Annotated in this window: 17 protein-coding genes; 11 read left to right on the top strand and 6 right to left on the bottom strand. The window is 68.3% G+C overall.

What is annotated here, in order from left to right; genetic code table 11:
- The first annotated feature begins 69 nt into the window (after positions 1-69).
- The 4 genes from menC (at position 70) to AADH62_RS01855 (ending at position 3543) form a co-directional block, all read left to right on the top strand.
- Positions 70-1203 carry an o-succinylbenzoate synthase gene (gene menC, locus AADH62_RS01870; RefSeq protein ID WP_341578040.1) on the top strand — a complete coding sequence of 378 codons (1134 nt, stop codon included), beginning with the start codon at positions 70-72 and terminating at the stop codon, positions 1201-1203.
- A complete protein-coding gene (locus tag AADH62_RS01865) occupies positions 1200-2087 on the top strand; it encodes a hypothetical protein (protein WP_341578039.1) in 888 nt (295 codons plus the stop codon). The genes menC and AADH62_RS01865 overlap by 4 nt, the downstream gene beginning before the upstream one ends.
- A 40-nt stretch (positions 2088-2127) precedes the next feature.
- Positions 2128-2997 (top strand): LLM class flavin-dependent oxidoreductase, encoded by an 870-nt coding sequence (locus AADH62_RS01860; protein WP_341578038.1) that lies wholly within the window; start codon positions 2128-2130, stop codon positions 2995-2997.
- 99 nt (positions 2998-3096) lie between these two features.
- Positions 3097-3543 carry a hypothetical protein gene (locus tag AADH62_RS01855; RefSeq protein WP_341578037.1) on the top strand — a complete coding sequence of 149 codons (447 nt, stop codon included), beginning with the start codon at positions 3097-3099 and terminating at the stop codon, positions 3541-3543.
- 37 nt (positions 3544-3580) lie between these two features.
- Here the strand turns inward: AADH62_RS01855 and AADH62_RS01850 are convergent, their stop codons facing one another.
- Positions 3581-6214: an MMPL family transporter gene (locus AADH62_RS01850; RefSeq protein WP_341578036.1), complete on the bottom strand. Its 2634-nt coding sequence runs from the start codon at positions 6212-6214 to the stop codon at positions 3581-3583.
- A gap of 96 nt (positions 6215-6310) precedes the next feature.
- Here AADH62_RS01850 and AADH62_RS01845 point away from each other — a divergent pair, with 96 nt between their 5' ends.
- Entirely contained in the window at positions 6311-6919 is a 609-nt protein-coding gene (locus AADH62_RS01845; RefSeq protein ID WP_341578035.1) for a TetR/AcrR family transcriptional regulator, read from the top strand.
- A gap of 82 nt (positions 6920-7001) precedes the next feature.
- Positions 7002-8387 carry a glycine--tRNA ligase gene (locus AADH62_RS01840; protein ID WP_341578034.1) on the top strand — a complete coding sequence of 462 codons (1386 nt, stop codon included), beginning with the start codon at positions 7002-7004 and terminating at the stop codon, positions 8385-8387.
- Positions 8388-8407: 20 nt separating this feature from the next.
- Here the strand turns inward: AADH62_RS01840 and AADH62_RS01835 are convergent, their stop codons facing one another.
- Positions 8408-8974, bottom strand: coding sequence for an HhH-GPD-type base excision DNA repair protein (locus AADH62_RS01835; protein ID WP_341578033.1), 567 nt, complete (start codon positions 8972-8974; stop codon positions 8408-8410).
- 59 nt (positions 8975-9033) lie between these two features.
- Between AADH62_RS01835 and AADH62_RS01830 the strand changes: the two genes are divergently transcribed.
- From AADH62_RS01830 to AADH62_RS01810, 5 genes are all read left to right on the top strand, one after another.
- Positions 9034-10509, top strand: a complete 1476-nt coding sequence (locus AADH62_RS01830) for a protoporphyrinogen/coproporphyrinogen oxidase (protein ID WP_341578032.1) — start codon at positions 9034-9036, stop codon at positions 10507-10509.
- Positions 10506-10892 carry a hypothetical protein gene (locus AADH62_RS01825; RefSeq protein ID WP_341578031.1) on the top strand — a complete coding sequence of 129 codons (387 nt, stop codon included), beginning with the start codon at positions 10506-10508 and terminating at the stop codon, positions 10890-10892. Before AADH62_RS01830 ends, AADH62_RS01825 begins: the two co-directional genes overlap by 4 nt.
- Position 10893: 1 nt before the next feature.
- Positions 10894-11295: a phage holin family protein gene (locus tag AADH62_RS01820; RefSeq protein ID WP_341578030.1), complete on the top strand. Its 402-nt coding sequence runs from the start codon at positions 10894-10896 to the stop codon at positions 11293-11295.
- Positions 11285-11560, top strand: coding sequence for a hypothetical protein (locus AADH62_RS01815; protein ID WP_292707403.1), 276 nt, complete (start codon positions 11285-11287; stop codon positions 11558-11560). The genes AADH62_RS01820 and AADH62_RS01815 overlap by 11 nt, the downstream gene beginning before the upstream one ends.
- Before the next feature lie 201 nt (positions 11561-11761).
- On the top strand, positions 11762-12562 hold the full coding sequence (locus tag AADH62_RS01810; protein WP_341578029.1) for a uroporphyrinogen-III synthase: 801 nt from the start codon (positions 11762-11764) through the stop codon (positions 12560-12562).
- On the opposite strand, the gene cofC is transcribed toward AADH62_RS01810, so the two are convergent.
- The 4 genes from cofC to cofG are packed head-to-tail and all read right to left on the bottom strand — an operon-like array spanning position 12535 to position 18048.
- Positions 12535-13191 carry a 2-phospho-L-lactate guanylyltransferase gene (gene cofC / locus AADH62_RS01805; RefSeq protein WP_341578028.1) on the bottom strand — a complete coding sequence of 219 codons (657 nt, stop codon included), beginning with the start codon at positions 13189-13191 and terminating at the stop codon, positions 12535-12537. The genes AADH62_RS01810 and cofC overlap by 28 nt on opposite strands.
- Positions 13188-14201: a glucose-6-phosphate dehydrogenase (coenzyme-F420) gene (fgd, locus tag AADH62_RS01800; RefSeq protein ID WP_341578027.1), complete on the bottom strand. Its 1014-nt coding sequence runs from the start codon at positions 14199-14201 to the stop codon at positions 13188-13190. The genes cofC and fgd overlap by 4 nt, the downstream gene beginning before the upstream one ends.
- On the bottom strand, positions 14198-15670 hold the full coding sequence (locus AADH62_RS01795) for an NAD(P)/FAD-dependent oxidoreductase (protein WP_341578026.1): 1473 nt from the start codon (positions 15668-15670) through the stop codon (positions 14198-14200). Before AADH62_RS01795 ends, fgd begins: the two co-directional genes overlap by 4 nt.
- Complete coding sequence (gene cofG, locus AADH62_RS01790) at positions 15667-18048, bottom strand: 7,8-didemethyl-8-hydroxy-5-deazariboflavin synthase CofG (RefSeq protein ID WP_341578025.1); 2382 nt, start codon at positions 18046-18048, stop codon at positions 15667-15669. Before cofG ends, AADH62_RS01795 begins: the two co-directional genes overlap by 4 nt.
- Positions 18049-18296: the final 248 nt, after the last annotated feature.

Here is an 18296-nt window from a genome sequence, read left to right as displayed (position 1 = left end):
GATGCATCGCAATATGGCGCGACCGAACGGCGGGGCGTGCTGGGAGCGCCGGGGGGTTAGCCTTGCCGCATGCCGATCGCCCACGCCGCCACACCGGTCACGCTCGAGGGGATCGAGCTGCGCGTGCTTCATCTGCCGCTCGTGTCGCCGTTTACGACATCCTTCGGCACCGAGACGGTGCGCGAGGTCATCGTCGTTCGTGCGCTGACCGCCGACGGGGAGGGCTGGGGTGAGATCGTCACGCAGGAATCTCCCCTGTACTCGAGTGAGTACACGCAGGGCGCGTGGGACGTGTCGCTGCGCTTCCTGATCCCCGCGCTCCTGGACCGACACACTCTCGCCCCCGAAGACGTCGCCTCCGCCCTCGAGCCGTTCGTCGGACACCGGATGGCCAAGGCCGGCCTGGAACTCGCGGTGCTCGATGCCGCCCTGCGCGCCGAGGGACGACCGCTCGGAGAGTACCTCGGCGCGACCCGCGATCGGGTGCCCTCGGGCGTGAGCGTCGGCATCCAACGCGACCCCGCCGCCCTTGTCGACACCGTGCGTGGATACCTCGACGAGGGCTACGTGCGCATCAAGATCAAGATCAAGCCTGGTCGCGACATCGCCGACACAGCGGCAGTCCGGGATGCCTTCGGTGACATCCCGCTGCAGGTCGACGCGAACTCCGCCTACACGCTCGCCGATGCCGACATCCTCGCCGAACTCGACAGGTTCGACCTGCTCCTGATCGAGCAGCCCCTGCAGGAGGACGACCTCGTCGACCATGCGAGCCTTGCCCAGCGACTGCGAACCCCCGTGTGCCTAGACGAATCGATCGTGTCGTCGAAGGCTGCCGCCGATGCGCTCGCACTCGGCTCGGCATCCGTCATCAACATCAAGGCCGGGCGTGTAGGCGGCTACCTCGAGGCCGTCAGAATCCACGACCTGTGCCGGGCAGCCGCCGTTCCGGTCTGGTGTGGCGGGATGCTCGAGACGGGGATCGGTCGCGCCGCGAACGCTGCGCTTGCCGCCCTCCCCGGATTCACGCTGCCGGGCGACGTCTCGGCATCCTCCCGGTTCTACGACCGCGACATCGTCACCGAGCCCGCCGTCCTCGAGGACGGCCATGTGCGGGTTCCCACGGGAGCTGGGCTGGGCGTCGAGATCGACCCTGTCGCGCTGGAGGATATGACGGTGGCCCGTGAGGTACTGCGCCGGTGACCGGTCCTGCCGCCACCACGCGGCACCGGCGTCTCGTCGGTGCGTGGATGCTGGGTGCCGTTCTGGTGCTGGGACTGGCCGCGTGTGCGTCAGCATCCCCCAGTGAGGATCTTCCTGACGGGGTAAGCGTGCGGCTCGTGCAGCAGCGGTCGGATGTCGCGCTTCATCAGGCCCAGGTCGAGATCACCAACGGCACCGACTCGACACTGAGTGTCGAGGCCCTCTCTGTAACTGACCCGCGTTTTGAGGCGGATGCCGACCGCGTGCTGCAACGCACGAGCGTCATCGCCGCCGGCAGTACTGTCGGCATCCGCATCCAGCTCCCGGGTCCAGCATGTGATGTTCCCGACGACGGGGCATCGAGGGTGGAGTTCTCGTGGCGCCTCGACGAGCGCGCGGGAGTCGCGCGGGCAGACCTTCCCGACGCACTTGATTTCCTGCCGGCAATGCACGCGCGCGAGTGTGTAGCCGACGCGCTCGGCGACGCAGCCGCTGTCTCGTTCACGAGCTTCGAGGCCGGTGGAGGCGGAGGTGTCGGCATCCTCACTCTCGAGGCTCTTCCGACCGGGGCCGGCGGTGCCACCGTCGACGCGCTACGGCCGACCAACCTCCTCGGTTTCGGCACTGCGGGTACAGGACCGGATGCTGCGCTGCCGCTGCAGATTCAGCTCCTTGCTGGCGACACCGCCCCACGCGACGTGGAGATCGCGCTCGAACCCTTCCGCTGCGACGCCCATGCCGTGCAGGAAGACAAGCGCGGCACGATCTTCACGGTGGATGTCACCGTCGGGGGCGAGGCCGGCCAGATCGAGCTGGCGGCGTCGCCCGACATGCGCGCCGAGATCCTGAACGCCGTGGCGGCTTACTGCGGGTTCGGGTCCTAGATTCCGCGCGATGTCGCCGCCTGGCTCTAGCGTTGGGCTCATGCGCTCTCTCGGTGTCGTGTTCGAGCCCGCCTTTCCGCCTGAACGCCTCCGTGAGGTAGCCCAGTCGGTCGAGGACGCGGGAGTACCCGAGCTCTGGCTATGGGAGGACTGCTTCCGAGAGTCCGGCATCGCCTCGGCCGCCGTGGCGCTCGCCGCAACGGCCGAGCTCACCGTGGGTATCGGGGTGCTGCCCATGCCGCTTCGCAACGTCGCACTGACTGCCATGGAGCTCGCCACCCTCTCGCGGCTGTTTCCCGGGCGCATCATCGGCGGCGTCGGTCACGGGGTGCAGAGCTGGATGGCGCAGGTGGGCGCGCGGCACTCATCCCCTCTCACCCTGATGGCGGAGTATCTCCCCACACTGCGAGCCTTGCTTGCCGGGGAGCGCGTCACGGTCGACGGACGCTATGTGCAGCTTGACGACGTCGCCCTGGACTGGCCGCCGGCGATCGCCGTTCCGGTTCTTGCTGCAGCCGAAGGCCCCAAGACCCTCGACAGTTCCGGCGCCCTCGCGGATGGCACCGTCATCCCCTCGGGCTGGAGTCCGAGTCGGCTGCGCGAGGCGGCCATCCGGGTACGGACTGCGGCGGTCGAGCGCGCTGACGAACATTGCGTCGTGGTGTACCTCCTCACTCGCTTTGCCGAGGATTCTGTGGAGTCCGGCGAACCGGCCCAGCGCGACCGTATCTTCGGCGATGTTTCGGTCGTCGCCGAGACCGTCGAGGCGTTCTTCGCGGCTGGTGCCACCACCGTGGTGCTCCAGCCCCACGCCGATGACGACGATCTCATTGCGTTCTCGCAGCACTCCGGCGAGGTCGCCCGAATGCTGGGCATCGCACGGTCTACGACTGGCTTCGGATCCCCGTGATCACGACACTTGCGGGGCGCTGACCGGGTCGGCACACTCAGAGGTGGGAGTCGACGAACGCCGCTCTCGGCGTCGGCGCGCTCCCGGGGAGGAAAATCAATGAAGACCCGAATCGTCGCTGCCGCGCTCATGCTGAGCGTCGGAGCCATCGCCCTCACCGGGTGCGTGAACCCGGTCGAGCAGCTCATTAACAACACCGTCGAGGACGCCATCGAAGGCGCCACCGGCGTCGATGTGGATGCCGGCAACGGTGCGAGCGTGCCGGAGGGGTTCCCCTCCGACATCCCGCTTCCCTCCGGATCACCGCTGGCCGCACTCGCGGTCGACGGTGGCTACACGGTCACCTACACCCTGCCGAGCGTCGCCGACGGCGAGGGCATCATCGAACAGCTGAAGTCTCAGTACACGACAGACTCAGAGTCCGACTTCGGCGGGATGAAGATCTGGTCGTTCACCGGTTCGGACTACACCGTGGGCGTCACTCTGCTCGAGCAGGAAGACGGCACCGCGCAGCTGCTCTACGTCGTCGCGCCGATCACGCAGTAGTACTGCGCGTTCGCAGCGTCCGACACGAGGGCGTGGCTCAGAGTTCGCCGCGCGCGCGAAGCTCCCTGCGGGTCAGCGCCTCGCCCTCGTCGTCGGCGTGGTCGGTTGTCTCGGCATCCGCGGCTGTCTCGTCTTCTGCCCACGGCGCGTGGTGTGCCCGCTCGAGCTTCGCGCCTTCGACATCGACGTTTGGCACGATCCGATCGAGCCAGCGTGGCAGCCACCATGCCGAGCGCCCGAGCAGGTGCATGAGCGCGGGCATGAGCAGCATCCGTACGACGAAGGCATCCAGGAGCACGCCGAAGGCGAGGCCGAACCCGATCGATCGGATCATCGTCGACTCGGCGAAGATGAAGCCGCCGAACACCGACACCATGATGAGTCCGGCTGCCGTCACGACCGCGCGACCCGCCTGCAGGCCACGCATGACGGCCAGGCGCGCTGGTGCGCCGTGGACATAGGCCTCTCGCATCCCCGATGACAGGAACAGCTGGTAGTCCATCGCGAGGCCGAACAGGATGCCGACCAGCAGCACCGGCAGGAAGCTCAGGATCGGACCCGTGCTGTGCAGGCCGAAGACCTCGGCGCCCCATCCCCACTGGAACACCGCGACAGTGGCCCCGTAGGTCGCGAACAGCGACAGAATGAACCCGCCCGTGGCAATGAGCGGCACCAGGAGTGATCGGAACACGACGATCATGATCAGCAGGGACAGACCGACGACGACGCCGATGTACAGCGGAAGGACGCCCGCGATGTTCTCGGAGATGTCGATGTTGATGGCTGCCTGCCCCGCGACACCGAGAGCGTACTCACCATCCACGGGCGGGAGAGCACGCAGGTCTCGCACGACCTGCTCGGTGGATTCCGCGCTCGGCCCTTCGGTCGGGATGACCTGGAACGCGGCGAGCGTGCCGTCGTCGGAGACCGCGATCGGCGCGACCGCCACCACGTTCTCGACCTCCGACAGAGCGGTGGCAACGTCGAGCTGTGCTTGCAGCTGGGCGTTCTCATCGAGGTCGCCGGGCAGCGCCGCCGTCACCAGCAGTGTGCTGTTGGCGCCGGGCCCGAAGGCATCCGCGGTCAGTTCGTAGGCCTGGTAGGCGTACGAGTCCTCGGGTTCGCTCGATCCGTCGGGAAGGCCCACGCGCATCGACAGGGTGGGAATCGCGATCACCAGCAGAGCCACGATCGCGCCGATCGCGGTGACCACAGCGCGCCAGGTCGGCATGGCGCGAGCCCGGTCGTCGGCGTGGTGGACGGTGCCCACGCGTGCGCGGGCGCGGCGGCTGAGCACGCGCATTCCTACGAGACCGAGTAGCGCCGGAGTCAGAGTGACCGCGATGAGCACCGCCACCAGAACCGCGAAGGCGCCCACGGTTCCCATGAGGCCGAGGAAGGGGATTCCGGTGATGTTCAGGGCGAGAAGAGCGATGATCACCGTCGAGCCGGCAAAGGTCACGGCGTTGCCGGCGGTGCCGTTGGCAAGCCCGATGGATTCGCGAAGGTCCGCGCCCTCGAGCAGCTGCTTGCGGTGCCGATTGATGATGAACAGCGAGTAGTCGATGCCGACGGCAAGTCCCAGCATGACGCCGAGGATCGGTGTGACCGACGACATGTCGATGACCCCCGACAGCGACAGTGCCGCCAGGACGGCGATCCCGACACCCACGAGGGCTGTCACCAGCGGCAGCGCGGCTGCGATCACAGTGCCGAGCATGACCAGCAGCACGATCGCCGCGATGACGACGCCCGCGATTTCCCCGATCCCGATCAGGTTCGGGATGGACTGCGCCAGGGTCGACGAGAACGCCACCTCGACTCCGTCGATCGGGTTCGCCTCGACGTGGTCGATCACGGCCTGCTTGGCCTCGGCGTCGAGTTCGAGCAGCGGCACGTCGAAGGCGACGTTCAGGAGCGCCGTTGCACCGTCGCTGGAGACAACGCCGATCCCGTCCGAGAGCTCGAGAAGATCAGCACCGAGTTCGAGTTGCGTTTCGTTCGTGGTCAATTCCTCGCGCGAGGCATCCAGCTCGGCCTGCTGCTGCTCGAGCTGCTGGCTCGCTGCATCCAGCTGCTGTCGCTGCGCGTCCAACTGGGCCTGCTGCTGGTCGAGAGCTGCCAGTTGCGAGGCCGGGGCTCCGGCCGCCTCGGCCTGCGCGCGGGCGGCCTCGAGCTGCTGCTGCGCGGCGTCGAGCTGCGCTTGCCCGTTCTCGACCTCAGCGCGGGCGGCATCCAGCTGCGCCTGGCCGGCCTCGAGCTGGGTGCGACCCTGCTCTATCTGGGTTCGCCCGTCGGTGATCTGCTGCTGCCGATCGGCTCGTTCCTGCTCGGCCTCGAACGGGTCGACGACCCGGGCGACATGGGGAAGATCCCGGATGCCCTCCGCGAGGTCAGCGACCTCCGCGCGCTGCTCAGCGGTGAAGGGTTCACCGTCTTCCGTGTGGAGCACGATCTGACCAGAGGCTCCCGAGAAGTCGGGGAGCTTCTCTGCCAACTCATCGGTTACCGTCCCGGAAGCGGTGCCGGGCACATCGAAGCTTGTGGCGAGGGTGCCGGCTCCCACCGCGTAGGCGCCGCCGGCAAGGCCCAGAACGGCGATCCACGCGACGATGACGATCCACGCGCGCCGGGCAGAGGCCTTGCCGAGCCGGTACAGCAGTTCAGCCATGATCACCTTTCGGGGCAGGATGCGCAGGGGAGCGACCGACAGCATACGATACGTACCGTCTCGCTTGCTGAATCGAAGGTGGATACCGTGGTCCCCATGACCGATGCCGTGCCCGTCGCACCCGGGCGCCGGGGCGGCCCGCCCCGCAGCGAAGAAGCACGCCTTGCCATCCTGCGCGCGACAGCGCGCCTCTTCCTCGAAAGGGGCTTCGGCAACCTCAGCATCGAGGGAGTCGCCGCCGAAGCGGGAGTGGGCAAGCAGACGATCTACCGGTGGTGGCCCGGAAAGAGCGACCTCGTCGCCGAAGCGCTCATCGAGGGCTTCCTGATGCCCGAGCACTTTGCGCCCGGCTTCTCCGGCGCGCTGCGAGACGATCTGGCGAGCTGGATGCGCATCGTCCTGGCCTTCGTCGACGATCCCGGGCACGACGAGATGCTCCGGTCGCTCCTGGCAGCTGGGACCACCAATCCCGCGATCGGTGAGCGCATTCGCGAGCGGCTCGGGGCCGACGGAGACCTGGTGCATCGGCTCGAAAAGGGTGTGAGTGACGGTGAATTGCCGCCCACAGCACCCATCCCCTCGATCATCGAGCTTCTGGTCGGCGCGATCGTCCTGCGGGTGTTCGCGCCGTCGGCCGCCGACGATGGTGAGGCCGAGCGGCTCGTCGACGTCGTCCTCGGGACCCACGCGGCACGCGGCCGGTGAGTCGCGGCGGATAGAATCGTCGGATGTCGCGGCATCCGCGATACCCTCGCGCGCAGCGCATCCCCGACCCAGGAGTTCCTCCGTGGCCGAGCAGTCCCGCCTCGACAAAGTGATCGCCCTCGCCCGCCACCGCGGGTTCGTCTTCCAAGCCGGCGAGATCTACGGGGGCTCCCGCTCCGCATGGGACTACGGCCCCCTCGGCACCGAGCTCAAAGAGAACATCCGCCGGCAGTGGTGGCAGACCTTCGTCCGCGGTCGCGGCGACATGGTGGGCCTGGATTCCTCGATCATCCTGCCCAAGCGTGTGTGGGAGGCATCCGGTCACGTCGCGACCTTCACCGACCCGCTCGTTGAGTGCCTGCAGTGCCACAAACGCTTCCGGGCCGACAACCTCATCGAGGACTTCGAGGCGCGCAAGGGTCGCGCCGCCGAGAACGGTCTCGCCGACGTGCCGTGCCCTAACTGCGGCACGAAGGGCCAGTACACCGAACCCCGCGCGTTCTCGGGTCTCGTCAAGACCTACCTCGGGGTCGTCGACGACGAGTCGGGTCTGTATTACCTCCGCCCCGAAACCGCGCAGGGCATCTTCGTGAACTTCACGAACGTGCTCACCGCGAGCCGCAAGAAGCCGCCGTTCGGGATCGGCCAGGTCGGCAAGGCGTTCCGCAACGAGATCACGCCCGGAAACTTCATCTTCCGTACCCGCGAGTTCGAGCAGATGGAGATCGAGTACTTCACGCCCCCGGCCGAGGCACCCGAGTGGTTCGATCACTGGGTCGAGGCGTGCTGGAACTGGTTCACCGACCTCGGTATCGACCCTGACAACATGCGGCGCTTCGATGTTCCCGAAGAAGACCGTGCGCACTATTCGGCCGGCACGATCGATGTCGAGTACCGCTTCGGCTTCCCCGGCAAGGAGTGGGGTGAGCTCATGGGGGTCGCCAACCGCACCGACTACGACCTGAAGAGCCATGCCGAGGCATCCGGGCAGAGCCTGACGTACTTCGACCAGGCATCGGGGGAGAAGTACACCCCGTACGTGATCGAGCCCTCGTTCGGTCTGACGCGCGCCATGATGGCGTTCCTCGTCGACGCGTACCGTGAAGAAGAAGTGCCCAACGCCAAGGGTGGCACCGATACTCGCACCGTCCTGAGGCTCGACCCGCGCCTCGCGCCGGTCAAGGTCGCCGTGCTGCCGCTGTCGCGTAACGAGGCGCTTTCGCCCCTCGCCCGCGGACTGGCTGATCGCTTGCGCGGGCACTGGGCCGTCGATTTCGACGATGCCGGCGCGATCGGTCGCCGTTACCGCCGACAGGACGAGATCGGTACCCCGTTCTGCGTCACCGTCGACTTCGACTCCCTCGAGGATGACGCCGTCACTGTGCGTGACCGCGACACGATGGCACAGGAGCGTGTCCCGCTCGAGAACGTCGAGGCCTACCTCGGCGAGCGCCTCGTCGGCGCCTGACGCGAGAGGCCGCAGCCGGGTCAGCCCTTGGCTGCGGCCTTCATCGCCTTCTTGTGCTCGCGCACCTTCGCGAGGGACTCGGGGCTCGCGATGTCGGCGACGCTGCGGAACGAACCCGCCTCGCCGTACGGAGCCGACGCTTCGCGCCAGCCATCGCCAGCAAAGCCGTACTGCTTGCCCAGCAGAGCGAGGAAGATCTTCGCCTTCTGCTCCCCGAATCCCGGCAGCTTCTTCAGGCGGCGGAGCACTTCGGCGCCGTCGGGACCGCCGCGCGTCCAGATCGCCGCGGCGTCGTCATCCCACTCGGTCGCGACCGCCTCGCACAGCGCCTGGACCCGGCCCGCCATGGATCCCGGGAATCGGTGCACGGCCGGGGTTTCGCGGAACACCTCGACAAGGGCCTCCGGGTCGTAAGCAGCCAGCGCGGATGCCGACAACTCCCCGATTCGCTCCGTGATCTTTTTCGGACCGGTGAAGGCGGTCTCCATCGCGATCTGCTGATCCAGCAGCATCCCGATCAGCAGTGCGAGCGGGTCGTCCGACAGCAGGCGGTCGGCAGCGTCATCGCCGGTGATGTGCAACTCCATGGCACCAGTGTTCCACGGGTGCTCGCCGTTGACGCGGGCGAATACGGGAGGATGGAGGAATGGCCGAGTCCGCGTTCGAAAAGCTGGTCGAGCACGCCAGGTCCGAGCATGTCGTCGTTGTCGGAGCAGGGATCGCCGGACTGGTCGCCGCGCTCGAGTGCGCGAAGGTCGGGCTCCGCGTGACCGTGGTGGAGGCGTCCGCGCGACTTGGTGGTGCGATCGCGCGTGCCGAGCTCGCAGGCGTCCCGGTCGACCTAGGCGCCACGGGATGGGCTACCAGGAACGGTGCCGTCGATGCGCTCGTCACGGAACTGGGCCTTGCCGACGCGGTGGTCGAGCCGGCCAACGCGGATGTCTGGGTCGCAGTCTCGGGCGCTGTGTCGCCGTACCCGGCGGAAACCGTTGCCGGCGTTCCCGCGAACCCCTGGGATCCGGCAGTGCGTCGGATCATCGGCTGGGCCGGCACCTGGCGGGCGTATCTCGACCGACTGCGGCCTCCGCTGACGATCGGGCAGGAACGCAATTTCGGCACTCTCGTTCGCCGCCGCATGGGCACGCAGATTCTGGGCCGACTCGTCGCGCCGCTGACGCGCGGCCGGTACGGGCTCGCTCCCGATGCGGTGGATGTCAGTGCCATCGCCCCGGGGCTGAGTTCGGCGCTGACGCGAACCGGCTCGCTCGCTGCAGCGGCTGGTGAGCTGCTGACGGTCGCCCAGGATCACCCCTCGGAGCCGCCCATTCGTAGCCTGGAAGGCGGACCGACGAGACTGGTTGATGCCCTCGTTGCGAGGCTCGGCGACTACGGGGTGTCTGTGAAGACCGAGATGCGCGTATCCCGCCTCAGTGCCCAGGGTGAGTTCTGGACCGTGACGGCCGAGACCGCCGAGGGTCCGCAGGAGCTGACCGCGGATGCCGTCATCGTGGCGACGGAAGCTGCCGCCGCCGCCAGCCTCGTGCCCTTCTCCGTTCCCGATCTGCTGACGCGTGAGCTCGTGCAGGATGTCGTGACACTCGTCGCTTCGGCGCCGGCGCCCGAGCGCGCGCACACCACCGTCTTCACCGTGAACCCGACCACGGACCCTGTCACCGCATCGGACGAGACGGCACGGTGGGCAAATGCCGATCCCGGGGTGCGCGTGGCACGCCTCACCTACGGTGACCTCGACAGCGCGGCGCCGACCGCTGCGCTCAGCGATGATGACACTGTCATTGCGGCAGCGCGTCATGCCGAGGTGTTGCTGGGGATTCCGGCGGATGCCGTGATCGGCGCGCGCCGAGACCGATGGGTGCAGCCGCCGAGCGCGGTGATGCTCGGTCGTGACGAGGCGGCCGGGGCGCTGCGCGCGCGTGTCCGGAAAGTGCGCGGTCTCGGGCTCGTGGGGGCGTGGGTGGCGGGTCCAGGCCTCGCGCGCGTCATCGCGCACGCGCGCGAGGAGGCTGAGAGGCTCCGTGTCAACCTCCTGTGGGGGACGCATGCCGATGGCGTTACGCTGGGTGAAGACCACCCGCTCGACAAGCGTGAGGAGACCCCATGAGGGGCAAAGCAGGACTCGTCGTCGGACTCGCCGTGGGCTACGTGCTCGGGTCGCGTGCCGGTCGACAGAGATACGAGCAGATCAAGTCCCAGGCGCTGAAGGTGTGGAACCTGGAGCCGGTGCAGAAGCAGGTGGGCAAGGCCAAGGACTTCGCGAAGTCCAGCGCGATGGCACTGCCGAGCACCCTGTGGGATTCGGCTGTGAAGGTGACAAAGGCCGCGACCTCGAAGGGCACGGCGGGCGAACGTCTCGACGCTGCCGTGAAGGCGGGCAAGGAGTCGGTGGACGCTGTCAGCAGTGCCGCCGACACCTCAGCCGAGGCTGTCAAACAGGCTGCCGATGAGGCGATCGACGACATCGCCAAGGCCGCCGGCAAGGAATGACATGACGGCGCCTCGAGAATTCCGCGATCGGGCGAACGACTCCCTTCTGACGCTCCTCGGCGAGGTTCCGGAGCTGATCCGGAACCTGATCGTCGCCGAGGTCGACGCCGCGAAATCCTGGGCTCGCCAGGCGGGCAAGGATGCCGGAATCGGCGTGGTTCTGTTCCTCGTCGCGCTGTTCGTCCTGTTCTGGTCGCTTCCCGTGTTCGGCACTTTTCTCATCGCCGGACTTTCGTCGTGGTGGCCCGTGTGGTTGTCGGCGCTGGTCGTCTTCGCGGCCCTGCTTGTCGTGACTATCGTTTTCGCGCTGCTGGGCGTGCTCAGATTCCGCAAGCTCACCCGCAGGCGTAATCCTGCCCAGGCCGTCGCCCAAGACATCAAGGAGATCCGCGATGAGCTCTGAGACCGGTGTCCCCCGCACTGCAGTAGACCTGTCTCTCACCGACCCGGTCGAGAAGGCTCGCGCGGAGCTCAAGGCAGCGCTCGCTGCCATTGAAGACAAGACCAACGTGCCGCGACAGGTCTCGAAGGCGACGGACAGCGCCGTGGCCAAGCTGCGTCGCTTCTCGCGCGAGCACCCCGTGGCAACCGTCACCATCGCGGTTGTGAAGGCGGCGGCTGTGGGCGCTCTGGTGTGGTGGGGCGTCAACTCCTACGTCAACAAGTAGCCCCGCAGCAAGCACGAGGTGACCATCTCGTGACCTTCTACCCGCGACACGACGCGAGTCAGGGGGTTATGCTCGGACAACAGGCAGCGCAATGATGCGGAAGCTGCCGACGACGTGGATATTCCCGCACCGTGACCCCCGGTGCCATGTCGTTCGGCTGCTCGAACGTCGGGCGGTCGATTCCGCATCGATGAGTCGATCATGAACCGAGTAGCGTCAGATACCGCCGCCAAGCCACTGGCCGGGTGGCGCGTTCTGGTCCCCCGAGGCGGCCCGTGGGGAGACTCCGTGGCCGCGACCCTGCGCCGTCAGGGCGCCGTTCCCGTCATCGCCCCGTTGATCAACTTCGCGCCCACGACCGATCACACAGAACTCGAGTCCGCTCTGACCGCGCTGGCGGCGGGAGACTTCGACTGGGTAACGCTCACGAGCGCGACCACCGTCGATGTCCTCTATGCCTACCGCGCCGTGATCCCGCCGCAGACGAAGGTCGCCGCCGTCGGCGAAACGACCGCGGCCGCGCTCCAAGCTGTCGGATATCGCGTGGATCTCGTGCCGGACCTCGACAACTCCGCAGCGGGCTTGGCCGAGCAGCTGATCGGCCTCGAGCCGGAGCCGCGCGACATCCTGACCCTGCGTAGCGAGACGGCCGAGCCCGTTCTGACCGGAATGCTCACCGAAGCCGGTCACCGCGTGCGCAGCGTGGTCGCCTACCGCACGGTCGGGGTTCCGGTGACCGAGCGCATCGCGAACGACGTGCGCAGCGGTCGGATCAACGCCATTCTGGTCACGAGCGGTTCGGTGGCCGAGCAGGTCCGTGAGCAGTTCCCGCAGATTCCGCCCTCGACCGTGCTGGCGGCGATCGGTCCGCGAACGGCAACTGATGCACAGGCGGCGGGCCTGACTGTCGATGGTGTTGCCGATCGCCAGACCGTCGACGCTCTCATCGAGGTCGTTGCGCGCTTTCCGCTGCTTTACGCCACTGACGAAGCTGCGCCCTGACCGGAGCTGCGCTGGATAAGCGCAGTCGATCGGATGCCGAGGCCGAGATGTTCGGCTTCGTGCAGCTGATCGAGAGTGTCGACGTCCCTGCGTGCGCTCCAGACCGTGGGCTGCCCTGAGCCGGTGTCGATCTCGCGGGCAAGGTCGACGAACCCTGCTGCGCAGTGGCGCGCGAAGGAGTTCTCCCCGAACGCCGGAATGAGCTCCCCGGCGATCGTTCGAGCGATGAGGGTCGTGCCGGTCCCCTCGGCGTCCGGCAGTGCCGCCATCTCGTGCCGTCCCGCCGCCGCGAGAACCGCCTCAAGGTCCGCGGCGCGAAGCGCGGGAAGATCGCCGAGCATCGCCGCTCGCGGCGCCTCAGCATCCGTCGCCGCAAGCCCCGCCCGCACCGCGTCGTTCAAGCCGGTTCCAGGGTCGGTGACGACGAGGCAGGCATCCGAGATCTCACGCGCGATCTCGGCATCCGCGGTCACGACCACCACCTGCGCGACGGCCGGGCACGCCTGCGCTGCGGCTATCGTGTCGAGCCCGATCGCGCGCGCCAGTGCCGCCCGATCGATACCCTGCACGACGAGGCGACTCTTTCCCGCGCCGCCGCGCACCGGGATGACCAGGGTCCAGCCGCTCACGGATCCAGACGTTCGCGCAGGCGGGGGAGGATGTCGCGGCTGTAGCGCTCCATGAATTCCGCCTGGTCGTGCCCGGGGTCATGGAACACGAGGTGACGGAAGCCGCGCTCGGCGACCTCGACGATGCGGTCGACGTGCTCGTCGGGGTCGGACGAGACGATGAACCGTTTCGCGACGCGCTCGATCGGCAGTTCCGCGGCCCGTCGCTGCATCTCGATGGGATCGTGGATGCCGACCTTCTCGTCGGGGCTGAGCGCGAGCGGTGCCCAGAATCGGGTGCGCTCGAGGGCCTCTGCGGGATCGGGGTGGTACGAGACCTTCACCTCGATGAGCGTGTCGATGTCATCGCGCGTGCGTCCCGACTTCTCCAGTCCCTCATCGAGAGCCGGAAGGAGCGTGTCGGTATACAGCGCCGGATCCTTGCCGCTGGTCGTGATGAACCCGTCGGCGACCCGACCTGCGAGGCGCGTGGCGGCGGGCCCGGCGGCACCGATGTAGACCGGGACGGGAGTGTCGGGACGGTCATAGATCGTCGCATCCCGCACCTGCCAGAACTCGCCGTCGAAGCTGACGCGCTCGCCGGTCCACAGCTTGTCCAGGAGCGTCAGCGCCTCCTTGAGGCGACGGAAACGTTCGGGCGGCTCGGGCCACGGGATGCCAAGAGTCACCTCGTTGAGGGATTCGCCGGTGCCGACCCCCAGGATGATGCGTCCCGGATACATCACGCCGAGGGTCGCGAAAGCCTGCGCGACGACGCCCGGGTGGTAGCGGAAGGTGGGGGTGAGCACCGACGTGCCGAGCAGGACCCGGGACGTTCGCGCACCGACGGCGCCGAGCCACGGGATGGCGGCCGGTGCATGCCCGCCCTCGTGCATCCAGGGCTGCAGGTGGTCGGAGACGAACACCGAGTCGAACCCGGCGTGCTCGGCATCCACCGCGAAATCGGCGAGCTCGTTCGGTCCGAACTGCTCGGCGGATGCCTTGTATCCCAGGCGCAGGGGGATCGTCATGGCGTGGTGCTCCTCTCGGTAGCGGGTTCAGTCAGAAATTCGGTGCCGTCGGCCCCGCGGAGCTGGTCGCGGAACTGCGTCACGGTGCCCGGCCACAGCAGCGTGAGGCGCCCGGACCGTTCGTCGACGTACCAGTTGCGGCATCCTCCGGACACCCAGGCGGTCTCGCGCGAGCGTCGCACGATCATGCGGGTGTACTCCTGCTCGACGGTCGGATCGGGGCGCAAAGTGGCAGTTCCCGGGGTCGCGGCGATCGTCCGCGCGGCGTACGCTGCCTGCTCCTCCAGCATGAGGATCGATGAGTTGTGACCGAGGGACGCGTTGGGCCCATTGAGGATGAACAGGTTCGGGAATCCGCTCACGACCGTCGACAGCGCCGACGACATCCCGCTTGCCCAGTGTTCGTCCAGGGAGATGCCGTCTTCACCCGTGACCAGCTCGGCGTAGGGCTGGCGTGTCGCGCTGAACCCGGTCGCAAGAACGACGGCATCCACGGTATGGCGCCGCCCGCTCGCAGCGACGAGGGTACCGCCATCCGCCCGCGCCAGCGCCGAGGGCTCGAGGGTGACGGCATCCGAGGCCACGGCAGGGTAGAAGTCGTCGGAGAGCAGCACGCGCTTGCATCCGAATGCGTAATCGGGGGTGAGCCACGCGCGCAGCGTCGGGTCGGATACCTGCGCGTGCAGATGCGCCTGTGCCTGGTCGGATGCCGCGGCAGCTGCAGCGGCATCCCCCGCGCGCGAGGCGTGGCGGGCCTCACCCTCGAGGAAGAGCTCGTCGCGCAGGGCGGCGAGCAGCTCGGGCTGGGCCGCGAACCGCTCGCGTTCGGCATCCGTGTACGTCCTGCCGCCTCGGGGGAGGACCCAGGCCGCGGAACGCTGGAACAGCGTCACCGCGGCGCCGCGGCGTACGAGCTCCGGGACGAGCTGGACGCCGCTCGCGCCCGTGCCGACGACCGCGACGCGTTGGCCCTCGAGGTCGAGCTCGGGGTCCCAGCGCGCGGAGTGCACGACCGGTCCGGGAAAGGCTGCCAGGCCGTGCACTTCCGGCAAGGACGGTTCCGTGAGCCGACCGCACGCGAGGAGGAGCATCCGTGCCCGGATGGGTCCGACCGTCGTGCCGAGGTTCCAGCCGTCGTCGTCCCAGTGGGCCTCGAGCAGGGCCGTGTTGAACAGGATGCGGCGCTCGATCCCGGTCGTGGCGGCGACGCGTCGGAGATAGGCCTGGATCTCACCTCCCGGAGCGAACTCTCGCGACCAGTGGGGCCACGGGTGACGCGCCAGAGCGTAGAGGTGGGCTGGCACATCGCACGCGACGCCCGGGTAGGTGTTCTCACGCCAGGTGCCGCCGACGTCCCCGGCCCGCTCGAGGATCACGACGTCGGTGACCCCGGCGGCCTCGAGTTCCATCGCCGCGGCCAGGCCCGCAAAGCCCGCGCCGACGATGACGACCTCGTGCTCAAGGGTCATTGCCGCTCCCGCGTTCGGTCGCCGGCGGTGCCATGCGCGCGCTGTGCCGCGCGGGCATCCCGGTAGTCGGTCGTGCGCTGCCGGAGGGGCCGCAGCAGGTGCCGGGCGATACGGTCAGCCTCAGACAGCGGAAGTTCGCGACCGTGCTCCACCCCGGTGCGGGGGAGGACCCGACCATCGAGGAGTGTGCCGCCGAGGTCATCGGCTCCTGAGCGCAGGAGCATGGGAATACTGGCCGCATCAAGTCGTGGCCACGGCACCTGAATGTGCGAAATCGCGCCCGACAGCAGGAGGCGCGAGACGGCGACCATGGCGCGATGCTCGTCGATCGGCGACCGGCCATCGACGAGAGGTACCCCGTAGCCCGGGAGCGGGATCGGCACGAACTCGGTGAATCCGCCGGTCTCGCGCTGCAGGCCGCGCAGGGTGCGCAGGTGCGCGATCCGGTCGGCGGCGCTCTCGACGTGGCCGTAGAACAGCACGGATGTCGAGTGCAGCCCGGCGGCGTGCGCGGCGCGGATCGCGGTGAGCCACTGGTCGACGGGAAGGTCGGTGGGGGCGACGCGCTCGCGGATTCCGTTATCCAGCACCTTGATGCCGGTGCCCGGGACGGTGTCGACCCCCGCGGCCTTGAGTGCGCGGTAGGCCTCGTCGATCGACAGTCCGCTGCGTACCGCGAAGTCCCAGGCATCCTGCGGGCGGAAGGCGTGCAGGTGGAGCGTCGGCGCGGCATCCCTCACCGTGCGAGCAAGCTCGAGGTAGGCATCCGTCTCGATCGGGATGATGCCCTGCGCGCACAGCTCGCTGGCACCGAGGTCCGCCGCATCCCGAGCGATCTCGGCGACCTCGGCGATCGTGAACGTGTCGCGGTCCCGGTCTCCGGCGGACACGCTCGGACGCAGCCCGGTCGTGGTGAGGTTGCGGTTGACCACGACGCTGATGGCCTCGCCGACCGTGTATCGGCGCACGTCGTCGGCTGCGCGCGTGACTGCCTCGAGTTCCGCGCCCCGTGCCGACAGCAGCCGTACCCAGTCCTCGACAGCGAGTGACTCCGGGTCGGTCGCGGCATCCGTGACCAGGCCCTCGAACGAGCTGCCCCGGGCGAGTCGGGTCGCGCCCCCGGGGGCTGGCTCAGCGAGCGTGGAGAGTGCGAGCCCCGAGACCGGGTCGGCAAGCGCCGTCACCGCGCTGTGCAGTTCCGGTGCGATCCAGGTCGGGGCATCGCGAACATACTCCGGATGCGCGGTCAGGCGCTCGCGCAGCTTGTAACCGAGCTCGGTCGTGCGTGCCGCCAGATCGTCGAGGTGGGGCCACGGACGCTCCGGATTGACATGGTCGGCGGTCACCGGCGAGACCCCGCCCCAGTCGTCAGCGCCGGCGCGCACGAGAAGAGCGAACTCGGTCGGGTCGCTGAGGTTCGGCGGAACCTGGATGCGGGCGTTCGCGCCCATCGTCAGGCGCGCGGCTGCCACGGCGGCGACGTATTCCTCGAGCTCGGCATCCGCCGCGTCGCGCATCGCGGTCCCGGGCTTCGCGCGGAAGTTCTGCACGATGATCTCTTGTAGGTGTCCGTGTCGACGGTGCGCATCCCGCAGCGCGAGAAGCGACTCGGCGCGGTCGGTGATTGTCTCGCCGATCCCCACGAGGATGCCGGTCGTGAACGGGATGCGATGGATGCCGGCATCCTCGATCACCCGAAGCCGGATGGCGGGATCCTTGTCGGGAGAGCCGTAGTGCACCTGTCCCGGCGTCTCGAACAGCTCGCGCGACGTGGTCTCAAGCATCATGCCCATCGAGGGCCCTGCCGGACGCAGACGCTCGAGCTCGTCGGCGCTCATCACGCCGGGATTCAGGTGTGCGAGCATCCCGGTCTCGGCGGTGATGAGACGGGCGACGTGCGCGACGTAGTCGAGCGTCGACGCGAAACCGTGCTCGTCGAGCCAACGGCGAGCCTCGGGCCACCGTTCCTCGGGGCGGTCGCCGAGCGTGAGCAGAGCCTCCTTGCACCCCTGGCGCTGGCCTGCGCGGGCGACGGCGAGCACCTGCTCGGGGCTCATGAACACCGGCTTTCCCGCGCGCTGCAGCTGTCCGGGGGTATCGACGAACACGCAGTAGTGGCAGCGGTCCCGGCAGAGGGTCGTGACCGGGACGAACACCTTGCGGGAGTACGTGAAGATTCCCGGGCGACCCGCCTCTCTCAGGCCGTGATCCCGCAGGTCGCTCGCAACATCGAGGACGGCATCCAACTCCGGCCCTCGCGCGCTGAGCACCGCGATCAGATCGTCGCGGCCGAGGTCGCCGCCCGCTTTGGCTCGTGAGAGGGCATCGTCGAGGCTCACGGCAGCGGGGCGAGTCAGTGTTCGGTTGAGCGTGCCCACCACCCCAGTGTTGCACCGTCCTCGAGGTACTCGGCCGCGTCGCGATGGCGTTCTCGCGTCCGGTGGATTGTGCGCGTGCGGACGCGCGGATGGTTTCCGTGGAACGATCGTCTTTCGGACGCCGTTTTGAGAGGGCGTGCCTACGTGAACCCTTCAGGCGCTCCTTGGGAAGTCAGGGCGGCGACGGAGTGACGCCGGTCACGGGCATGGTCCCTACGGCCTCCTGTGGCGTTCTGAGCGCCTCTAGA

This window comes from Microbacterium schleiferi (assembly GCF_038150145.1).
GTDB lineage: Bacteria > Actinomycetota > Actinomycetes > Actinomycetales > Microbacteriaceae > Microbacterium > Microbacterium schleiferi_B.
This window is presented reverse-complemented; position numbering and strand designations above follow the sequence as displayed.